Annotated in this window: 18 protein-coding genes; 7 read left to right on the top strand and 11 right to left on the bottom strand. The window is 71.4% G+C overall.

Annotated features, from left to right (window positions below; genetic code table 11):
• Positions 1-43: 43 nt before the first annotated feature.
• Entirely contained in the window at positions 44-772 is a 729-nt protein-coding gene (locus ACLBYE_RS23660; RefSeq protein ID WP_447696042.1) for a CDP-diacylglycerol diphosphatase, read from the top strand.
• 10 nt (positions 773-782) lie between these two features.
• Here the strand turns inward: ACLBYE_RS23660 and ACLBYE_RS23655 are convergent, their stop codons facing one another.
• Together ACLBYE_RS23655 and ACLBYE_RS23650 are read right to left on the bottom strand one after the other, a co-directional pair.
• Positions 783-1,310, bottom strand: coding sequence for an AAA family ATPase (locus ACLBYE_RS23655; RefSeq protein WP_447696041.1), 528 nt, complete (start codon positions 1,308-1,310; stop codon positions 783-785).
• Positions 1,307-2,209: a LysR family transcriptional regulator gene (locus ACLBYE_RS23650; RefSeq protein ID WP_447696040.1), complete on the bottom strand. Its 903-nt coding sequence runs from the start codon at positions 2,207-2,209 to the stop codon at positions 1,307-1,309. The genes ACLBYE_RS23655 and ACLBYE_RS23650 overlap by 4 nt, the downstream gene beginning before the upstream one ends.
• 170 nt (positions 2,210-2,379) lie before the next feature.
• Here ACLBYE_RS23650 and ACLBYE_RS23645 point away from each other — a divergent pair, with 170 nt between their 5' ends.
• The 6 genes from ACLBYE_RS23645 (at position 2,380) to ACLBYE_RS23620 (ending at position 9,518) form a co-directional block, all read left to right on the top strand.
• Positions 2,380-3,912, top strand: a complete 1,533-nt coding sequence (locus ACLBYE_RS23645) for an ABC transporter substrate-binding protein (RefSeq protein WP_447696039.1) — start codon at positions 2,380-2,382, stop codon at positions 3,910-3,912.
• Positions 3,913-4,031: 119 nt separating this feature from the next.
• Positions 4,032-4,949, top strand: a complete 918-nt coding sequence (locus ACLBYE_RS23640; RefSeq protein ID WP_042669601.1) for an ABC transporter permease — start codon at positions 4,032-4,034, stop codon at positions 4,947-4,949.
• Positions 4,950-4,959: 10 nt separating this feature from the next.
• Complete coding sequence (locus ACLBYE_RS23635; protein ID WP_447696038.1) at positions 4,960-5,895, top strand: ABC transporter permease; 936 nt, start codon at positions 4,960-4,962, stop codon at positions 5,893-5,895.
• A gap of 60 nt (positions 5,896-5,955) precedes the next feature.
• Positions 5,956-7,377 carry a M20 family metallopeptidase gene (locus ACLBYE_RS23630; protein WP_447696037.1) on the top strand — a complete coding sequence of 474 codons (1,422 nt, stop codon included), beginning with the start codon at positions 5,956-5,958 and terminating at the stop codon, positions 7,375-7,377.
• Positions 7,378-7,380: 3 nt separating this feature from the next.
• On the top strand, positions 7,381-8,985 hold the full coding sequence (locus ACLBYE_RS23625; RefSeq protein ID WP_447696036.1) for an ABC transporter ATP-binding protein: 1,605 nt from the start codon (positions 7,381-7,383) through the stop codon (positions 8,983-8,985).
• Positions 8,986-9,173: 188 nt separating this feature from the next.
• Positions 9,174-9,518: a hypothetical protein gene (locus tag ACLBYE_RS23620; protein WP_447696035.1), complete on the top strand. Its 345-nt coding sequence runs from the start codon at positions 9,174-9,176 to the stop codon at positions 9,516-9,518.
• Here ACLBYE_RS23620 and ACLBYE_RS23615 read toward each other — a convergent pair.
• The 9 genes from ACLBYE_RS23615 to ACLBYE_RS23575 all read right to left on the bottom strand — a co-directional run bounded on the left by ACLBYE_RS23615 (position 9,491) and on the right by ACLBYE_RS23575 (position 18,515).
• Positions 9,491-9,943, bottom strand: coding sequence for a MucR family transcriptional regulator (locus ACLBYE_RS23615; protein ID WP_026605051.1), 453 nt, complete (start codon positions 9,941-9,943; stop codon positions 9,491-9,493). The genes ACLBYE_RS23620 and ACLBYE_RS23615 overlap by 28 nt on opposite strands.
• A gap of 227 nt (positions 9,944-10,170) precedes the next feature.
• Positions 10,171-11,259 carry a YeiH family protein gene (locus tag ACLBYE_RS23610; protein ID WP_447696034.1) on the bottom strand — a complete coding sequence of 363 codons (1,089 nt, stop codon included), beginning with the start codon at positions 11,257-11,259 and terminating at the stop codon, positions 10,171-10,173.
• Between the two features lie 177 nt (positions 11,260-11,436).
• Positions 11,437-12,369: an ABC transporter permease gene (locus tag ACLBYE_RS23605; protein ID WP_447696033.1), complete on the bottom strand. Its 933-nt coding sequence runs from the start codon at positions 12,367-12,369 to the stop codon at positions 11,437-11,439.
• Complete coding sequence (locus tag ACLBYE_RS23600; protein ID WP_042674808.1) at positions 12,362-13,132, bottom strand: ABC transporter ATP-binding protein; 771 nt, start codon at positions 13,130-13,132, stop codon at positions 12,362-12,364. The genes ACLBYE_RS23605 and ACLBYE_RS23600 overlap by 8 nt, the downstream gene beginning before the upstream one ends.
• 155 nt (positions 13,133-13,287) lie before the next feature.
• Positions 13,288-14,427, bottom strand: a complete 1,140-nt coding sequence (locus ACLBYE_RS23595) for an amidohydrolase/deacetylase family metallohydrolase (RefSeq protein ID WP_447696032.1) — start codon at positions 14,425-14,427, stop codon at positions 13,288-13,290.
• Between the two features lie 149 nt (positions 14,428-14,576).
• A complete protein-coding gene (locus ACLBYE_RS23590; protein WP_447696031.1) occupies positions 14,577-15,593 on the bottom strand; it encodes an ABC transporter ATP-binding protein in 1,017 nt (338 codons plus the stop codon).
• Positions 15,590-16,603 (bottom strand): ABC transporter ATP-binding protein, encoded by a 1,014-nt coding sequence (locus ACLBYE_RS23585; RefSeq protein WP_447696030.1) that lies wholly within the window; start codon positions 16,601-16,603, stop codon positions 15,590-15,592. The genes ACLBYE_RS23590 and ACLBYE_RS23585 overlap by 4 nt, the downstream gene beginning before the upstream one ends.
• Positions 16,603-17,577 carry an ABC transporter permease gene (locus ACLBYE_RS23580; RefSeq protein ID WP_447696029.1) on the bottom strand — a complete coding sequence of 325 codons (975 nt, stop codon included), beginning with the start codon at positions 17,575-17,577 and terminating at the stop codon, positions 16,603-16,605. The genes ACLBYE_RS23585 and ACLBYE_RS23580 overlap by 1 nt, the downstream gene beginning before the upstream one ends.
• Positions 17,574-18,515, bottom strand: a complete 942-nt coding sequence (locus ACLBYE_RS23575; RefSeq protein WP_447696028.1) for an ABC transporter permease — start codon at positions 18,513-18,515, stop codon at positions 17,574-17,576. Before ACLBYE_RS23575 ends, ACLBYE_RS23580 begins: the two co-directional genes overlap by 4 nt.
• Between the last annotated feature and the right edge of the window lie 107 nt (positions 18,516-18,622).

Below are 18,622 nucleotides of genomic sequence, written 5' to 3'. Positions count from 1 at the left end.
GCCCGCCGCCCTCCTCGTCGCGGCCCTCTCGGCCGTCGCGGCCCTGGCGGCCGCCGCGGCACCGGCCGCAGCCGCGCCGGACCCGAGCCGCGACGTGCTGTGGGCCGCCCTGAAGACCTGCGTCCTCGCCAAGCGGCTCACCAACCGGACCTTCCCGTGCCTGTCGGTCGATCTCGGGGACGGTGACCGTCCCGGCTCGGCGGTCCTGCGCGCGCCCGGCGAGCCGACCCACAGCGTCGTCATGCCCACCGACACCGTGCCGGGCCTGGAGGCGCCGGTCCTGCGAGGGCCGCGCGGGGCCGCCTACTGGCGGGCGGCCCTGGCGGCGCGGCCGCTCGTGTCGGACGTGCTGAAGGGGAGGCTCACCCCCGCGGAGGTCGGGCTCGCGGTCAACTCGGCCCGGGGCCGCAGCCAGGACCAGCTCCACATCCACCTCGACTGCCTGAGGCCGAGCGTGCTCAAGGCGATCCGGGCGCACGGCCGGCAGGTGCGCCACACCTGGAGCCGCTTCCCGGTACCGCTGGCCGGCGACCGCTACTACGCCCTGCGCGTGCCGGAGGCGGAGGCCGCGCAGTTCAACCCGTTCGCAGCCCTGCACACCCTGCCGGGCGCCCGGCCGGACCTGCACCGGACGAGCTTCGCGGCGCTCGCCACGCCCCCGGGCGATCCCGAGCCGGGCTACATCCTGCTGGCTTACCGGGCGCCGAGCGCCAGCGCCGAGGACGTGATGGACCACAGCTGCCGGCTCGCGGCCGCCCGGGGCGGCGCCTGAGCGGGCCCGGTCACCGGCTCAGCCCCTCCGAGCGGTAGAAGCCGGCCAGGCCGGCCCCCGCGGCGAGCCGGATCTTGGGCAGGGCGACGCGGTCGAACAGGGCCGCGTCGCGCGCCCGGTTCCCGCGCTCGGTGACGGCGATGTGGCGGATCATCGCCCATTTCACGCTGTCCCGGCCGCTGTCGAGGGCGCCGAGCCGGTCGCGCACGGACCACGACCGGCGCAGGTAGCGGATCAGGCCGGTGGCGGTCGGGACGTCGAGGAGGATCACGCCCGTCGCCCGCTCCAGACGCTGCGGCAGGCACCGGGCATAGGTGCCGTCCATGACCCAGCGCGGCTCGCGGATCGCCGCGTCGTGCAGGGCCTGGAACTCCGCGAAGGGCCGCGGCTCCCAGTCGGTGCCCGGCTGGTGGTACAGCCGGTCGAGGTGGACCGGCGGCAGGCCGCGCGCCCGCGCGATGGCGACCGCCAGGGTGGACTTACCGCTGTTCGACGGCCCCAGGATGCAGAGCCGCGGGCCGAGCGCGTCGAGGGTCACGGCGAGCGCGGCGACGGCAGCGCGTCGAGCAGCTGGCGCAGGAATGCCCGCACCGCCTTCGGCAGCCGCCGGTCGCGCATCGCCTGGATCTTCACGCTCCGGGCGAGGCTCGTCCGGGACTGGATCGGCAGGCTGACAAGCTCGTTGAGACGCAGGGGCGTCTGCACCGACAGCGCCGACATCAGGGCGATGCCGCGGGAGCGCCGCACGAAGGGCAGCAGCGCCGAGAGCGTGTTGGAGGTCAGCACCGGCTCCACCGCGATGCCCTCGTGCGCGCAGGCGGCGTCGAAGACCTGCCGCAGGGTCGTGTCCCGGGTCGGCAGGGCGACGGGATACTCCAGCAGGTCGACGAGGCGCAGGGCCGGCGCCCGCGCGAGGGGATGGTCGGGCGCGGCCAGCGCCAGCATGTCGACCTGCCCGTCGTAGAGCACCTCGACCTGCGTGGTGGGTGTCAGCGCGAAGGTGATCCCGAGATCGGCATCCCCCACCGACACCGTCTGGGTGACCTGGGCCGGAGGCTGGACCGTGACCTCGAAGCGGATGCCGGGATGGGCCGCGTGGAAGGCCGCGATCGCGTTCGGCACAATGTCGAGGGAGAAGCCCTCCGAGCAGGCGACCCGGATCAGCCCGCGGGCGAGCCCTTCCAGCTCCCGGATCTCGGTGACCACCTGCTCGGAGCGGATCAGCACCTGATGGGCGTGCTGCGCCAGCAGCTCACCGGCCGGGCTCGGCACCATGCCGCGCGGGCGGCGCTCGAACAGCACGCAGTCGAGCTCGGCCTCCAGGTTGGCGATCTGCCGGCTGATCGCCGAGGCCGCCACGTTGAGCTGGGACGAGGCGGCCGCGATCGACCCGGTGCGGGCCACGGCCAGGAAGTAGCGCAGGCCCGTACTCTGCATTATCGTGCTCGATGCGCTGTATGGTGCCGTGCACATTGCCGATACGGCAACGCAGCACTCGCTAAATTCTACTTGTTGCGATCCCAGATGCACAACACCATGGCAGGGTGAAAAACGCGGCACCCGCGGAACCGTCCGCCGGGCCTGTCCGCCGCGCCGTCGGAGCCTGCATGCCGCTACGGACTCTCACCCGGGCCGCCACCCTGGCCGCCTCGCTCGCCGCAATGATGGCCGCGCACCCGGCGCTCGCCGGCAAGGCCGACGACACGCTGGTCTACGCCTCCGACAGCGAGCCCGAGAACGTCAGCCCGTACCACAACAGCGCCCGCGAGGGCGTGATCCTGGCCCGGAACTGCTGGGACACGCTGCTGTACCGGGATCCCAAGGACGGCACCTACAAGCCGATGCTGGCGACCGCCTGGACATGGGCGGACGACACGACCCTCGACCTCACGATCCGCGAGGGCGTGGTCTTCCACAACGGCGACCCGCTCGGGCCGGAGGACGTGGCCTTCACGTTCAACTACGTGCTGACCCCCGAGGCGCGCACGGTCACCCGCCAGAACGTCGACTGGATGAAGTCGGTGGAGGTGACCGGCCCGCACAGCGTGCGCATCCACCTCAAGGCGCCGTTCCCGGCCGCGCTCGAGTACCTCGCCGGCCCGACCCCGATCTTCCCGGCGAACTACTTCAAGAAGGTCGGCCTCGACGGCTTCGCCAAGGCGCCGGTCGGCAGCGGACCCTACCGGATCACCAAGGTCGACAGCGGCCGCGGCGTCAGCATGGAGCGGTTCGACAAGTACTGGGCGGAGAGCCCTCTGGGTAAGCCGAAGATCGGCAAGCTGCAGTTCCGCGTCATCCCGGACGGCGAGAGCCGGATGGCCGAGCTGATGACCGGCGGCGTCGACTGGATCTGGCGGGTGCCGAGCGACCAGGCCGAGCAGCTGCGCGCCGCGCCCAACATCACGGTCCTCAATTCCGAGACGATGCGGGTCGGCTTCCTGCAGTTCGACACGCTCGGCCGCGCCAAGGAGAACTCGCCGCTCAAGGACGTGCGCGTCCGGCAGGCGATCTCCTACGCCATCGACCGCAAGGCGATGGTCGACAACCTCGTGCGCGGCGCCTCGCGGGTGATGAACGCGCTGTGCTTCGTCGACCAGTTCGGCTGCACCGATCAGGGGGTGATGCGCTACCCCTACGACCCCGCCAAGGCCAAGGCGCTGCTCAAGGAAGCCGGCTATCCGAACGGGTTCGAGATCGACCTCGGCGCCTATCGCGAGCGCGACTACGCCGAGGCGGTGATCGGCTATCTCGGCGCCGTCGGCATCAAGGCGCGGCTCAACTACCTGCGCTACGCGGCGTTCCGCGACGCGCTGCGGGCCGGCAAGACCTCGATCGGCTACCAGACCTGGGGGTCGTTCTCGGTGCTCGACGTCTCGGCCTTCGACGGGGTGTATTTCCGCGGCGGCGAGGAGGACCTGACCAAGGATCCGCAGGTGATCGCCGACCTGCAGGAGGGCGACAGCTCCATGGATCCCGAGAAGCGCAAGGCCGCCTACGCCAAGGCGCTGCAGCGGATCGCCGCGCAGGCCTACGCCCTGCCGATGTTCTCCTACTCGACCAACTACGCCTTCACGTCGGACCTCAACTTCACCGCCCAGCCCGACGAGGTGGCGCGCTTCTACGCGGCGTCGTGGAAATGACGGCGGTGGCCGTAGCGCACCGCCCCCCCTCTCCCGTGCGGGGGAGGGCACCCGCGATCCGGCCGGGTTCCGAAGGCGGCAGCCGATCCGGTCCGCATCGCCGAAAGGGAGCCTGAGCCATGCTGGCCTTCACGTTCCGGCGCGTGCTGGTCGCCCTGGCGGTGGCCTTCACGGTCTCGGTGGCGAGCTTCCTGCTCCTCCACCTCTCGGGCGACCTCGCCACGGCCATCGCCGGCCCAGAGGCCACCGGGCCGCAGATCGCCCAGATCCGCCAGGATTACGGTCTGGACCAGCCGCTGCTGACCCAGTTCCTCACCTGGGGCTGGCGGGCGCTGCACCTCGACTTCGGCAACTCCTTCTACTTCCGCGAGAGCGTGATCGACCTGCTGGCCGCCCGCCTGCCGATCACCCTCTATCTCGGCATCATCGCGCTGGCCGTCGCGCTGTTCGTGGCGATTCCCCTCGGCGTCGTCGCCGCGGTGAAGCGGGACACGTGGATCGACCGGACGGCGCTCGCCGTCTCGGTGCTCGGCCAGGCGATGCCGAGCTTCTGGTTCGGCCTGACGCTGATCCTGATCTTCTCCGTCAACCTTCGCTGGCTGCCGGTCTCGGGCAACGCCACGTGGAAGAACTTCGTCCTGCCCGCGGTGGCGCTCGGCTACTACGCGATGCCGGCGGTGATGCGCCTCACCCGCAACGGCATGCTGGAGGTGCTGGCCTCCGACTACGTCCGCACCGCCCGCGCCAAGGGGCTGCCGCCCCGGAAGATCCTGGTGCGGCACGCGCTTCGCAACGCCGTGATCCCGGTGATCGCCCTGTCGGCGGTGCAGTTCGGCTTCATGCTCGGCGGCTCGATCGTGATCGAGGCGGTGTTCTCGCTCCAGGGCCTCGGGCAGCTCGCCTGGGAATCCATCGCCCGCAACGACTTCCCCGTCGTCCAGGCGATCGTGCTGGTTCTGGCCATGATCTACATCGGCCTGACGCTGGCGGCCGACCTCCTGAACGCCTTCCTCGACCCGCGCCTGCGCCAGTCGTGAGGATCCGCCGATGAGCCTCCCCCCCGACACGGCGGCGCTCGCCGCCCCGGCCCTGCCCCCGGACGCGCCGGTCGCGCTCGCGCCGGTGCCCTCCCCCACCCGCCTGATCCTGCGGCGGGGCCTGCGCCACACCGGCTTCCTGATCGGGGCCGGGATCCTCGGGCTGATCGTGCTGGCCGCACTCGCCGCCCCGCTCATCGCGCCGCACGACCCCTACGCGCAGGACGTGTCCCGCCGCCTGATCCCGCCGGTCTGGCAGGCCAAGGGCACCTGGGAGCACGTGCTCGGCACCGACAAGCTCGGCCGCGACTATCTGAGCCGCCTGCTCTACGGCGGCCAGATCTCCCTCCTGATCGGGATCTCGGCGGCGCTGATCTCCGGGCTGATCGGCACCACGCTCGGCCTGTGCGCCGGCTATTTCGGCGGCTGGGTCGACTCGGTGGTGAGCTACGTGGTGACCACCCGCCTCGCCATGCCGGTGGTGCTGGTGGCGCTCGCCATGGCGGCGCTGGTCGGCGGCTCCCTGAAGGTGGTGGTGCTGGTGCTGGGCTTCCTGCTCTGGGACCGCTTCGCCGTGGTGACCCGGGCCGCGACCCAGCAGATCCGCAACCAGGACTTCATCTCGGCCGCCCGCGCCGCGGGGCTGACCGACCTGCGCATCATCCGCCAGGAGATCCTGCCCAACATCATGAACGCCCTGATCGTCGTGGCGACCCTCGAGATGGCCCACGCGATCCTGCTGGAGGCCGCCCTGTCGTTCCTCGGGCTCGGCGTGCAGCCGCCCCTGCCCTCCTGGGGCCTGATGATCGCCGAGGGCAAGCAGTACATGTTCTTCCAGCCCTGGGTGATCACCATCCCGGGCGTGGCGCTCCTCCTCCTCGTGCTGGCGATCAACCTCCTCGGCGACGGCCTGCGCGACATCACCGCCCCCGAGGCGCGCAACTGACGCCTCCGCCGGGCCGGAGCCGGCCGGCAGATTAACGAAATGTTTCACGGGAAACACACCATGACGCGAGACGCCGCCATCGCGCGCGCCACGGAGGCCTTCGATTCGGGCGCGTTCCTCGCCCTCCTGCGGGAGGCGGTGGCGATGCCCACCGAGAGCCAGGCCCCCGGCCAGGAGGCGGCGCTCCGCGCCTATCTCGACGCCTTCGTCACGCCGCTGGTCACCCGCCTCGGCTTCGCGGCCCCGAAGATCTTCCCCAACCCGGACGGGGTGCACGGGCCGTTCCTGATCGCCGAACGGCACGAGGGTATGGGCCTGCCGACCGTGCTGATCTACGGCCACGGCGACACGGTGCGGGGCTATCCCGAGCAGTGGCGGGAAGGCCTCGGCCCCTGGGAGATCGTGGTCGAGGGCGACCGCTGGTACGGCCGCGGCACTGCCGACAACAAGGGCCAGCACGTTCTCAACCTCGCCGCCCTGGAGCAGGTGATCGCGGCCCGCGACGGCCGTCTCGGCTTCAACGTGAAGCTCCTGATCGAGATGGGCGAGGAATCGGGCTCCCCGGGTCTGCGGCCGTTCTGCCGCGAGCAGGCCGAGGCCCTCCGGTCCGACGTGCTGATCGCCTCGGACGGGCCGCGCCTCAACGGCGAGCGCCCGACCCTCTTCCTCGGCTCCCGAGGCGCCTACAATTTCGAACTGAGCCTGAACCTGCGGGAGGGTCCGCACCATTCCGGCAACTGGGGCGGGCTGCTGCGCAACCCCGGCACGGTGCTGGCCTCGGCGATCGCCTCGATGGTCGACGCACGCGGCGCCATCCTGGTGGATGCCCTGCGGCCGCCGCCGATCCCCGAGGGCGTGCGTGCGGCGCTCGCCGACATCCGCGTCGGCGAGGACCCGACCGCGCCCACGATCGACACCGACTGGGGCGAGCCGGGCCTCACCCCGGCCGAGCGGGTCTTCGCCTGGAACACCCTGGAGGTGCTGGCCTTCAAGACCGGCGACCCGGACGGGCCGCTCAACGCCGTGCCGCCTCACGCCAAGGCGACCCTGCAGCTGCGCTTCGTGGTCGGCACCGACTGGCAGAACCTGATCCGGAACGTCCGCGCCCATCTCGACGCGCGCGGCTTCCCGATGATCGACGTCCGGCCGGCCCGCGCGGCGGAAGTCTTCCAGGCGACGCGGCTGCCCGTGGAGGATCCCTGGGTCGAGTGGGCCCTGGAATCGATCGAGGCGAGCACCAACAAGAAGCCGGCGCTGCTGCCCAATCTCGGCGGCTCGCTGCCGAACGACGCCTTCTCGGAGATTCTGGGCCTGCCGACGCTCTGGGTGCCGCATTCCTACCCGGCCTGCCGCCAGCACGGGCCCGACGAGCACATGCTCGCCTCCGGCACCCGCGAGGGCCTGGCGATCATGGCCGGCCTGTTCTGGGATCTCGGCGAGGCCGGACCCGACATCCTCCGCCGCCGCACAGCGAGGGCCTGAACCATGAGCGAGCCGGTCGTCCGCATCCGCGATCTGACGATCGCGCTCCCCAAGGGCGCCGACCGCCCGCACGCGGTCGAGGGCCTGAACCTCGACCTCGAGGCCGGGAAGATCCTGTGCGTCGTCGGGGAATCGGGCTCGGGCAAGTCGATGAGCGCCTACGCGCTCACCGGCCTCCTGCCCCGGGCCCTGAAGCCGACGGCCGGCACGATCCTGTTCGAGGGCCGGGACCTCCTGACCCTCGACGAGCCCGCTTGGCGCAGCTTGCGCGGCCGGCGCATCGCCATGGTGTTCCAGGAGCCGATGACGGCGCTGAACCCGGTGATGCGGATCGGCGACCAGATCGCCGAGATGTTCGAGGCGCACAACCTGCTCACCCGCAGCGAGCGCTGGGCCCGGGCGGTGGCGCTCGCCACCGAGGTCGGCCTGCCGAATCCCGAGGAGGCGGTGCGGGCCTATCCGCACCAGCTCTCCGGCGGCCAGCGGCAGCGGGCGATGATCGCCATGGCGCTGGCGCTGGAGCCCTCGGTGCTGGTCGCCGACGAGCCGACCACGGCGCTCGACGTCACCACCCAGGCCCAGATCCTCCGGCTGATCCGCGACCTGCAGCGGAAGCGCGGGATGAGCGTCCTGTTCATCACCCACGATTTCGGCGTGGTGGCGGAGATCGCCGACCACGTGGCGGTGCTCCAGCGCGGGCGGCTGGTCGAATCCGGAACCGCCGAGGCCGTGCTGCGCAATCCGCAGGCGCCCTACACCAAGGCGCTGCTCGCCGCCGTCCCGAGCCTGACGCCGCCGCCGCGCGCGCCCGTGGAAGCGGCTCCGGTCGCCCTCTCGGTGACCGGGCTGTCCAAGACCTATTCCGGGCGCTCCGGCCTGTTCGGCAAGCCGCGGGTCGTCGCGGCCGTCAAGGAGGTCTCGTTCGACGTCCGCCGCGGCGAGACTCTGGGGATCGTCGGCGAATCCGGCTCCGGCAAGTCGACCACGGCGCGGCTCGCGATCCGGCTGATCGAGCCCGACGGCGGCACGGTCCGGCTGGGCGAGCTCGACTACACGGCGCTCAAGAGCGGCGACCTGCGCGACAAGCGCAGCCGGATCCAGATGATCTTCCAGGACCCGTTCGCGTCGCTGAACCCGCGCCGCACCGTGGAGCAGATCATCACGGCGGGCCCGATCGCCCACGGGGTCCCGGTCGCGGAGGCGCGCGAGCGCGCCCGGAGCCTCCTCGATCTCGTCGGGCTCGATCCCAGGGCCGCCGCCCGCTACCCCAACGCCTTCTCGGGCGGGCAGCGCCAGCGCATCGGCATCGCCCGGGCGCTCGCCATGGAGCCGGACGTGCTGGTGGCCGACGAGGCGGTCTCGGCGCTGGACGTCTCGGTCCAGCGGCAGGTGCTGGACCTGCTGGAGGACCTGAAGCAGAGATTGTCGCTGGCGATGCTGTTCATCACCCACGATCTGCGGGTGGCCGCCACGATCTGCGACCGGATCGCCGTGATGCACCGCGGCGCCATCGTGGAGATGCGGGGCACCGCGGACCTGTTCGCCGCGCCGGAGCACGCCTACACCCGCACCCTGCTCGCCGCGGTGCCGGGCGCGCGCGCCTCCTGAGCCGTTCCGGCCCCGGACGGGCCAATCTGGGACGCAGAGACAAGTTTTTTGGACGGGACCGCCCTGTCCGGATCCTGCAAGTTCAGTAGGATAGCGCCGTTGTCGAGGGTGGAGCACCCCGGCGGATCCACGGCTGCACCCGCTATCCGTCCCCGCCCGCACCTCGCACGGGGACAGGGTTATCGAGCGTGTCGATCTCAGACCAGACCGACGACATCCGGCCGAACCGCAAGCGCAGCGAGACGAATCTGCCGCCGGTGCTCCGCCGCGGGCGCGAGCACCGGATCGTGCGCTGGATCGGCGCCGCGAACCGCAAGGCGCCGCGCCCCGCGGAGGAGCCCGCGGCCGCGGACAACCGCGTGATCAAGCTGAGCTGGGCCGACACGTTCGGCCGCCCGGGCCGCGCCGAGCCCGGCCGATCCGAGCCGAGCCCCGCGCAGGTGCTGCCGTTCCAGGGGCGCCGGAGCGAGACCGCGCCGCGCGCGACCCCGCGCCGCGCCGCCGATCAGCCGCCGGTGCCCGTCCTGCGCTGATCGACGCGCCCGCCGGGCACGCCGAGGCCGATCGCCTTCGCCAGCGCGGAGCGCTGCGCGGCGTAGCCCGGCGCCGTCATCGGGTAATCGTCCGGCAGACCGTAGCGCTCGCGGTACCGCTCCGGCGTCAGGCCGTGGGCGGTGAGATGGCGCTTCAGGGTCTTGTAGGTCCGGCCGTCGATGAAGCTGACGATCCCGTCCTCCTGAACCGACTTGCGGATCTGGGCCGGCGTCGGCCGCTCCACGGCCGGCTCGACCGCGGCCGCCGGCGCCTGTCCGTCGAGGGATGCGAGGGCCGCGTGCACGCTCGCCATCAGCTCGGGCAGGGCCGTCGGCGGAACGGAATTGTTCGAGACGTAGGCGGCGACGATCTCGCCCACCAGCGTGACCAACCTGAGGCTGTTCTCGGGATTCTTTTCAGGCACTGCGCGAGTCCACACGAAGCTTTCGACGACGATGCCTGCGGTTCCAAAGCAAAAACCGCGTATGTGTCAAGACGGTCTTGACTGAGGGATGATCACCCGAAGCGCTTTTCGGTGCGGGTGGGCTGGATCGCCGGTGCGAAAGGCTCCGGTCACCTGCACAAAGGTGCCGATGGGATGCCTGTTACAGGGGTCGGGAGCCCGCGCGGCGGGAAAGACCGCGCGCGGCGTCACCCGATCCCGAGGGCGCGGATCAGCGTCAGGCTCAGGGCGATCAGGACCGCCAGGGAGGCGGTGACCGCGAGGGTCACCCGGCCGCCGACCCGGGCCAGGACCCGGACGTCGACCCCGAGGCCGAGGGCGGCCATGGACAGGACCGTGAGCAGCCCGGCGAGCTGGGTCAGCGGCTTCACCGCCGGGTCCGGGACGAGGCCCAGGGAGCGCAGGGTGGCCAGCGCCAGGAAGCCGAGGATGAACCAGGGCACCAGCTTGGTGAAGCCCGGACGGGACGGCGCCGGCGGCGCCCCCGCCGCCTGCGGCAGACGCGGGGCGATGAGCGAGAACACCACCACGACCGGGCCGAGCATCAGCACCCGCACCAGCTTGACCAGGGTGCCGACCTGGGTCGACAGCAGGCTCACCGGCACGGTCGCGGCCAGGACCTGCGGCACCGCGTAGACGGTGAGCCCCGCCAGCACCCCGTACTGGTTGTCGGTCATGCCCGCGAGGGGCACGAACAGCGGCAGCCCGAGCACCATCAGCACGCCGAGGACGGCGGTGAACGCGATGGCGGCGGCGATGTCCTTCGCCTCCGCGCCGATCACGGGCGCGACCGCGGCGATGGCCGAGTTGCCGCAGATGGCGTTGCCGCAGGCCACCAGGATCGCCATCCGGGCCGGCAGCCCGAGCGCCCGGCAGATCGCCACGCTGGCGGCGATGCCGAGGACCACGGTCCCGACGATGCCGGCCAGCAGCGCCGGGCCGGAAGCGAGGATCGCCCCGAGGCTCAGGGAGGCGCCGAGCAGCACCACGGCGACCTCGAGGAGCTGCTTGGCCGAGAAGGCGATGCCGGTGCGGAACTGCGCCGGGGGCGTCCAGGCGGTCCGCACCGCGATGCCGATCAGGATCGCCAGGACCAGGGCCTCGATGTAGGGGTGGCCGGCGACCCGTTCCTCCAACGCCTGCGCGGCCATCGCCACCGCGGTGATCACCGCGCACAGGCCGATGCCGGGCAGGACCGAGGCGGCTGTGTCCGACCGGCCGCCCCGGTCGGGGCGGGCCGGCGTCGGGGCCGTCTTGGAGGGGGCGTCAGGGCTCACGGGAACGGGCTCCGGGGGGCGTCGGCGGAGCCTATAGGAAGAAAACGTTCGCCGCACCGTCACAATAGAGAAATTCGATCTCTATTCAAGCGACATGCGAGAAGATGCGTCTCCGCAGAGGTCGGGGCCGGCCTCGGGCGGAGCGTGGCCGGAGCGCTCCGTCCGGGCCGCCCTCGCTCAGGCCTGCATGCCCCAGCGCTGGACGGTGCGCCGCTCGATCGTCTGGAAGATCAGGTTCTCGACCACGAGACCGATCAGGATCACGGTGAGCAGCCCGGCGAACACGTTCGGGATGTCGAGCATGTTCTTGTTCTCGAAGATGAACCAGCCGAGGCCGCCCGCCCCGGACGACACCCCGAAGACCAGCTCGGCGGCGATCAGGGTGCGCCACGCGAAGGCCCAGCCGACCTTCAGGCCGGTGAGGATCGAGGGGAACGCCGCCGGGATCAGGATCTTGCCGATCAGCCTCGGGCCCGACAGCCCGTAATTGCGCCCGACCATCTTGAGCGTGCGGCTGACCGACAGGAAGCCCGAATGGGTGTTGAGGGCGATCGCCCAGGTCACCGAGTGGACCAGCACGAAGATCAGGCTGCCGTTGCCCAGGCCGAACCAGATCAGCGCCAGGGGCAGGAGCGCGATCGCCGGCAGCGGGTTGAACATCGACGTCAGCGTCTCGAGCAGGTCGGTCCCGATCCGCGACGCGATGGCGACGCCGGTGAGCACGGTCGCCAGGGCGACGCCGGCGGCGTAGCCCATGAGCAGCACCTTCAGCGAGCTCCAGGCCCGGGCCGGCAGCGTGCCGTCCGCGATGCCCCGGAAGAAGGCCTCCACGGTCGCCGTGAAGGTCGGGAACAGGAGGTCGTTGTCGAGGTAGCGCCCGTAGGCCTCCCAGATCCCGGCGAGGAGCACGAGGATCACGATCTTGCGCAGCCACGCCTGGTTGTAGAGGCGCTCGGTGATCGACAGCGGCTTCTCCACCACCGCGGCGCCGTGGGCGTGGCCGGTCTCGCGCACGATCTCGGGCCGGCCGGACGGCGGCAGGGGCGACAGGCGCGGCGCGGCGCCCGGCCCGGCCAGCGGGGCGCCGCTCAGGGCTTGCGCGCTAGACATTCTCCGCCTCCTGGATCTCTTCCGAGAACAGCATGTGCTGGATCCGGCCCTCGAGCTGCAGCGCCGCCTCCGGCGATTCGGCGCTGTTGAGCTCGGCCTTCACCTCGCCGGGATGAGGCGAGAGCAGCAGGATGCGCGAGCCGACCTTGATCGCCTCGGGGATCGAGTGGGTGACGAACAGCACGGTGAAGCGCGTGCCCTCCCACAGGGCGAGCAGCTCGTCCTGCATGCGCCGCCGGGTGAGCGCGTCGAGCGCCGCGAAGGGCTCGTCCATCAACAGGATGTCGGGCTCCATCGCCATGCCGCGGGCGATGGCGACGCGCTGCTTCATGCCGCCCGACAGGGTGTGGGGGTAGCTGTCGGCGAACTTCGTCAGGTTGACCTTGTCGATGTAGAGGTTCGCCCGGTCCAGGGCCTCGCGACCTCTCAGTCGGCCCGAGGCCTCGAGGGCGAAGACCACGTTCTGCCGGACCGTCTTCCACGGCAGGAGCTGGTCGAACTCCTGGAACACCATCATCCGGTCGGGGCCGGGCTCGGTCACCGGGCGCCCCTTCAGGCGGATCTCGCCCTCAGTCGGCGCCATGTAGCCGCCCACCGCCTTGAGCAGGGTCGACTTCCCGCATCCGGACGGCCCGAGCAGGACGAACCGGTCCCCGGGCCAGACCCGGAAGCTCACCCGGTAGGTGGCCGTGACGAGGTGCTCGGGCGTCTTGTAGCGGAGCGTGACGCCGTCGACCTCCAGCAGAGGCTGACCCGTGTCCATCCATCCTCCCTGGCGCCGCGGCTTGGACCGCGTTTCGCTGAGGGCCGGAGATGGTCCGGCCCTCACGGGAAAGTGTATCGGCCCGCGGAAGAGGCTGTAAAGGTCGATATTTTGTATGCGATGGGATCTTCGTCCCGATCGTCAGGCCCGACGGGTCAGGCCGGGTGCCACCACCGGCCCTTCAGCACCACGCCCTCGGCGGTAATCCGCCGGTCGCCCGTCATGTGCTCGCCGCGGGTGTCGACGTAGTCGAAGGCGCCGTCCCGCACCGCCAGCACGGTGGCGTCGCCGAGCGCCCCGACCTTCAGGGTCCCGTACTCCATCCGCTTCAGCGCCACGGCGGCGTTCACCGTGGAGGCGGCGACGACCTCGTTGAGGCTCATGCCGAGGCAGAGCATCTTCGACATAGTGGTGACCTGGTCGAAGGCCGGCCCCTCGATGCAGAGCTGGTGCACGTCCGACGAGATCGTGTCGGGCAGGAAGCCCCCCGCCAGCATGGCCCGCGCGGTCCTGAAGGCGAACGAGCCCTTGCCGTGGCCGATGTCGAACAGCACGCCCCGCGCCCGCGCCTCGCGGAGCGCCGGCTTCACGGCACCCTGGGCCGTGATGGGAGAGTTGGGGAACGGCCGGAACGCGTGGGTCAGCACGTCGCCGGGGCGCAGCATGGCCAGCACCTGCTCGTAGCTCGGCGGCGGCTCGTCGATATGGGCCATCAGCGGCAGGCCGGTCTCCTCCGCGACCTGCAGCGCGATGTCGAGGGGCGCGGTGCCCTGGTCGCCCGAGGCGTGGCGCCCGACCCGGACCTTGATGCCGACGATCACGTCCCGGTTGGCGTCGGCGACCTCGACCGCCTCCCGGGGCGCCATGAGCCGCGGGTCCTCGCTCTCGCCGACCATGATGGTCTTCGAGAAGCCGAAGATCCCCGCGAAGGAGACGTGCAGGTATGCGAGGATCCGCGCCTGCGACCGCTCGATCACGTGGCTGCGGAAGCCCGCGAAGTTGCCGGGCCCGGCGCTGCCGGTATCGACCGAGGTGGTCACCCCGGAAGTCCGGCAGAATGCGTCGGCGTCGATGCCGAGCGAGGTGCCGCCCCAGTAGACGTGGGTGTGCAGGTCGATCAGGCCCGGCGTGACGATCGCGCCTTCCATGTCGCGGACCTGCGTACCGGGGCCCACCGGCAGGTCCCGGCCGAAGCCCGAGACCCGGCCGTCCGCGAAGGCGACGTCGCAGATCCCGTCGTGGTTCTGCGACGGGTCGACGACCCGCGCGCCCTTCAGGATGAGATCGTGCTGCACGGAAGGCTCCGAATATGGATCGCGAAGTGAGACGATTGGTCCGGGACGCCTCCGTCTTTGCGAGCGGAGCGAAGCAATCCAGTCGGCGCTACGCTGCCGGAAGTCGCGCTGCCCTGGGTTGCTTCGCCGCGCTCGCAAAGACGGCGTCGTCAGGCCGCCCGGGCGGGGGCGGACGCGTCGTTGAGGTGGCAGGCGGCGAGATGGCCGGCGCCCACCGCGTCGAGCCCCGGCACCTCGGTCCGGCAGCGGTCGAAGGCGTGCGGGCAGCGGGTGTGGAAGCGGCAGCCCGACGGCGGGTTGATCGGGCTCGGCACGTCGCCCTTGAGCACGATGCGGGTGCGCCCGGCTCCGGGCTCCGGGATCGGCACCGCCGAGAGCAGGGCCTGGGTGTAGGGGTGCTTGGGCGCCAGGAAGAGATCCCGGCGGGGACCGATCTCGACGATCTTGCCGAGATACATCACCGCGACGCGGTGGGTCATGTGCTCGACGATGGCGAGGTCGTGCGAGATGAACAGCATCGCGAGGTCGAGCTCGCGCTGCAGGTCGCGCAGCAGGTTGACGATCTGCGCCTTCACCGAGACGTCGAGGGCCGAGACCGCCTCGTCGCAGATGATCAGGTCCGGCTCGGCGGCGAGCGCCCGGGCGATGCCGATGCGCTGGCGCTGCCCGCCGGAGAACTCGTGCGGGAAGCGTCCCAGCGCCTCGCGCGGCAGGCCGACCCGCTCCATCAGGCTGGCCAGCCGGCTCTCCAGGTCGGCGCTGTTCCGGGCCAGCCCGAAATTGCGGATCGGCTCGGCCAGGATCGCCCGCACCCGCATCCGCGGGTTGAGGGACGAGAACGGGTCCTGGAACACCATCTGGATGTGGCGCCGCAGGGGCCGGAGCGCCCCGGCCGAGAGGTCGTCGATGCGCTTCCCGTCGAGCACCACCTGGCCGGCGGTGGGCACGTAGAGGCGCATCAGCGCCTTGGCGACGGTGGACTTGCCGCAGCCGGACTCGCCGACGAGCGAGAGGGTCTCGCCGCGGGCGACCGTGAAGGACAGGCCGTCCACCGCCTTGAGCACGCGCTTGGACTGGCCGAACAGGCCTCCGCCGAGGGCGAAGTGCTTCTTGAGGTCGTTGACCTCCAGCAGGATGCGGCCGGCGGGTGCGGGCGTGGCGCTCATGCCGCGAGGGCGTCCTTCGGCGCGTAGTGGCAGGCGGCGAGGTGGCCCGGCGCCTTCGGCTCCAGGGCTGGCGCGTAGGCGCGGCACAGGTCGGTGACGTCCGGGCAGCGCCCGGCGAAGACGCAGCCCTCGATCCGACCCTTCAGGCTCGGCACCATGCCGGGGATCTCGGCGAGCCGCGCGTCGGCGCCGTGCTCCACGGCGCCGAGCTTCGGCACCGCCCCCATCAGGCCGCGGGTGTAGGGGTGGCGCGGCGACCGGAACAGGTCGCGGACCGGCGCCTCCTCGACCTTGCGGCCGGCATACATCACCACCACCCGGTCGGCGACCTCGGCGACCACGCCGAGATCGTGGGTGATCAGCATGATGGCGGCGCCGACCCGGGCCTTCAGGTCGCGCATCAGGTCGAGGATCTGGGCCTGGATGGTCACGTCGAGCGCCGTGGTCGGCTCGTCGGCGATCAGGAGCTTCGGCGAGCAGGCGAGCGCGATGGCGATCATCACCCGCTGGCGCATGCCGCCGGAGAGCTGGTGCGGGTATTCCCGCACCCGGCGCCGCGGCTCGGGGATGCCGACCAGCGTCAGCATCTCCACGGCCCGCTCCTCGGCCTCCCGGCGGCCGAGCCCCTGGTGCAGCCGCAGGGTCTCGCCGATCTGGCGACCGACCGTCAGCACCGGGTTCAGCGAGGTCATCGGCTCCTGGAAGATCACGCTGATGTCGTTGCCGCGGATCTTGCGCATGGCGCTGTTCGGCAGGTCGAGGAGGTTCTTGCCCTCGAACCTGATGGCGCCGGCAATGCGGGCCGGCGGCTCGGGCAGGAGCCGCAGGATCGACATCGACGTCACCGACTTGCCGCAACCGGACTCGCCCACGATCGCCAGGGTCTCGCCCGACTGGATCGCGAACGAGACCCCGTCCACCGCCCGGTTCACCCCGTCGGGGGTGCGGAAATGGACCTGCAGGTTCTCGATCGACAGGAGGGGGGTGCCGCTCATGCTGCCGGTCCTCATCAGACGTCTTTCGCCATGCGGGGGTCGAGGGCGTCGCGCAGGCCGTCGCCGACGAGGTTCACGGCGAGCACCGTCATCGAGAGGAAGATGGCCGGGAACAGGATGATGTAGAACTTCACCTGCCAGAGGGCCCGGCCCTCGGCCATGATGTTGCCCCAGGACGGCGTCGACGGCGGCACGCCCGCGCCGATGAACGACAGGATCGCCTCGGTGATCATCGCGGAGGCGCAGATGTAGGTCGCCTGCACGGTCATGGGCGCCAGCGTGTTGGGCAGGATGTGGCGCCAGATGATCGCCGGCATCCGGGTGCCCGTGGTCACCGCCGCCTCGACGTAGGGCTGCTCGCGCAGCGACAGCACCACGCCGCGCACGAGGCGGGCGACGCGCGGGATCTCCGCGATGGTGATCGCGATGATCACGTTCTGGACCGAGCCGCGGGTGAGCGCCATCAGCGCGACCGCGAGCAGGATCGGCGGGATCGACATCATGCCGTCGACGACCCGCATGACGATCCCGTCGAGCCAGCGCACCATGCCGGAGACGAGGCCGACCGCCAGCCCCGCGACCGAGGCGAGGAACGCCACCGAGAAGCCGACCAGCAGCGAGACCCGGGCGCCGTAGACCACCCGCGAGTAGACGTCGCGGCCGAGCATGTCGGTGCCGAACCAGTACTGCGCCGACGGGGCCCGAGTGCGCTTGGCGGGCGCCAGGGCGGTCGGGTCGACGGTGCCGAGATAGGGGGCCAGCACCGCCATCAGGAAGACGATGAGGAGCAGCACGCCGCCGACCACGATGGTCGGGTTGCGGCGCACGTAGGTCCAGACCCGGCCCCGGCGCTTGCGGGCCGGGATGACGTCGGGCAGCGGCGCCGCGACGGCGAGGCCCGGCGGCGGGGGCGCCTTGGGGGCGGTGCCCTCGGGCGGGGCGCCCGCCTGCGGGGCGCTGCTGGGGAAGGGCGCGACGGTCGCGGTCAATAGCGGATCCTCGGGTCGAGCACGGTGTAGAAGAGGTCGATGGCGAGGTTCACGAGCACGTAGACGAAGCTGAACAGCAGCACGACGCCCTGGATGACCGGGTAGTCGCGCCGCAGGATCGCGTCGACGGTGAGGCGCCCGAGGCCGGGAATCGCGAAGACCGTCTCGGTCACCACCGCGCCGCCGATCAGCAGCGCGATGCCGATGCCGATCACGGTGACGATCGGCACCGCGGCGTTCTTGAGGGCGTGGACGAACAGGACCGGCCCCTGCGCCAGCCCCTTGGCCCGGGCTGTGCGCACGTAATCCTGCTGGAGCACGTCGAGCATGGTCGCGCGGGTCACCCGGGCGATCAGCGCGATGTAGACGAGACCGAGCGTCACCGCCGGCAGGATCAGGTTGGACAGCCAGGGCCACACGCCCTGCTCGATCGGCGTGTAGCCCTGGACGGGCAGCCAGCCGAGCTCGAGGGCGAAGACGTAGGCCAGGATGTAGCCGACCACGAAGACCGGCACCGAGAAGCCCGTCACGGCGAGCCCCATCACGAGGCGGTCGATCAGGCTGCCGGCCTTCCAGGCGGCGACGACGCCGAGCGGCACCGCCACCACGATGGCGAAGACCAGGGTGACGAGCATCAGCGAGACGGTGGGCTGCACGCGCTGGCCGATCATGGTGGTGACCGGCAGGTTGGTGAAGATCGAGGTGCCGAGATCCCCGTGGAGGATCTGCCAGGACCATTCCCAGAACCGCACCAGGAACGGCCGGTCGAGGCCGAGCGTGGCGCGGATGCGGGCGACGTCGTCGGGCGTCGCCTGGTCGCCCGCGATGATTGCCGCCGGGTCGCCCGGGGCGAAGTAGAGGAGGCTGAAGACGAACAGCCCGACCACCGCCATGACCGGGATGGTGGCGAGGATGCGCCTGCCGATATAGCCGAGCATGGGTCCTCGCTAGGGCGTGGGCTGTGTGTGGCGGCGCGCGGCGCCCCCCTCTCCCCGCATGCGGGGAGAGGGGGGCGCCGCGCGCCAGCTGCTGTGGGGGGGGGGGG

It is taken from the genome of Methylobacterium sp. A52T, assembly GCF_053346095.1.
This window is presented reverse-complemented; position numbering and strand designations above follow the sequence as displayed.

Bases quoted from the DNA above. Each gene is read 5' to 3' on its own strand.
- ACLBYE_RS23600 (WP_042674808.1), bottom strand. From the start codon at position 13,132: ATGGACACGGGTCAGCCTCTGCTGGAGGTCGACGGCGTCACGCTCCGC.
- ACLBYE_RS23630 (WP_447696037.1), top strand. From the start codon at position 5,956: ATGACGCGAGACGCCGCCATCGCGCGCGCCACGGAGGCCTTCGATTCG.
- ACLBYE_RS23575 (WP_447696028.1), bottom strand. From the start codon at position 18,515: ATGCTCGGCTATATCGGCAGGCGCATCCTCGCCACCATCCCGGTCATG.
- ACLBYE_RS23650 (WP_447696040.1), bottom strand. From the start codon at position 2,209: ATGCAGAGTACGGGCCTGCGCTACTTCCTGGCCGTGGCCCGCACCGGG.
- ACLBYE_RS23640 (WP_042669601.1), top strand. From the start codon at position 4,032: ATGCTGGCCTTCACGTTCCGGCGCGTGCTGGTCGCCCTGGCGGTGGCC.
- ACLBYE_RS23625 (WP_447696036.1), top strand. From the start codon at position 7,381: ATGAGCGAGCCGGTCGTCCGCATCCGCGATCTGACGATCGCGCTCCCC.
- ACLBYE_RS23645 (WP_447696039.1), top strand. From the start codon at position 2,380: ATGCCGCTACGGACTCTCACCCGGGCCGCCACCCTGGCCGCCTCGCTC.
- ACLBYE_RS23605 (WP_447696033.1), bottom strand. From the start codon at position 12,369: ATGTCTAGCGCGCAAGCCCTGAGCGGCGCCCCGCTGGCCGGGCCGGGC.
- ACLBYE_RS23590 (WP_447696031.1), bottom strand. From the start codon at position 15,593: ATGAGCGCCACGCCCGCACCCGCCGGCCGCATCCTGCTGGAGGTCAAC.
- ACLBYE_RS23585 (WP_447696030.1), bottom strand. From the start codon at position 16,603: ATGAGGACCGGCAGCATGAGCGGCACCCCCCTCCTGTCGATCGAGAAC.
- ACLBYE_RS23635 (WP_447696038.1), top strand. From the start codon at position 4,960: ATGAGCCTCCCCCCCGACACGGCGGCGCTCGCCGCCCCGGCCCTGCCC.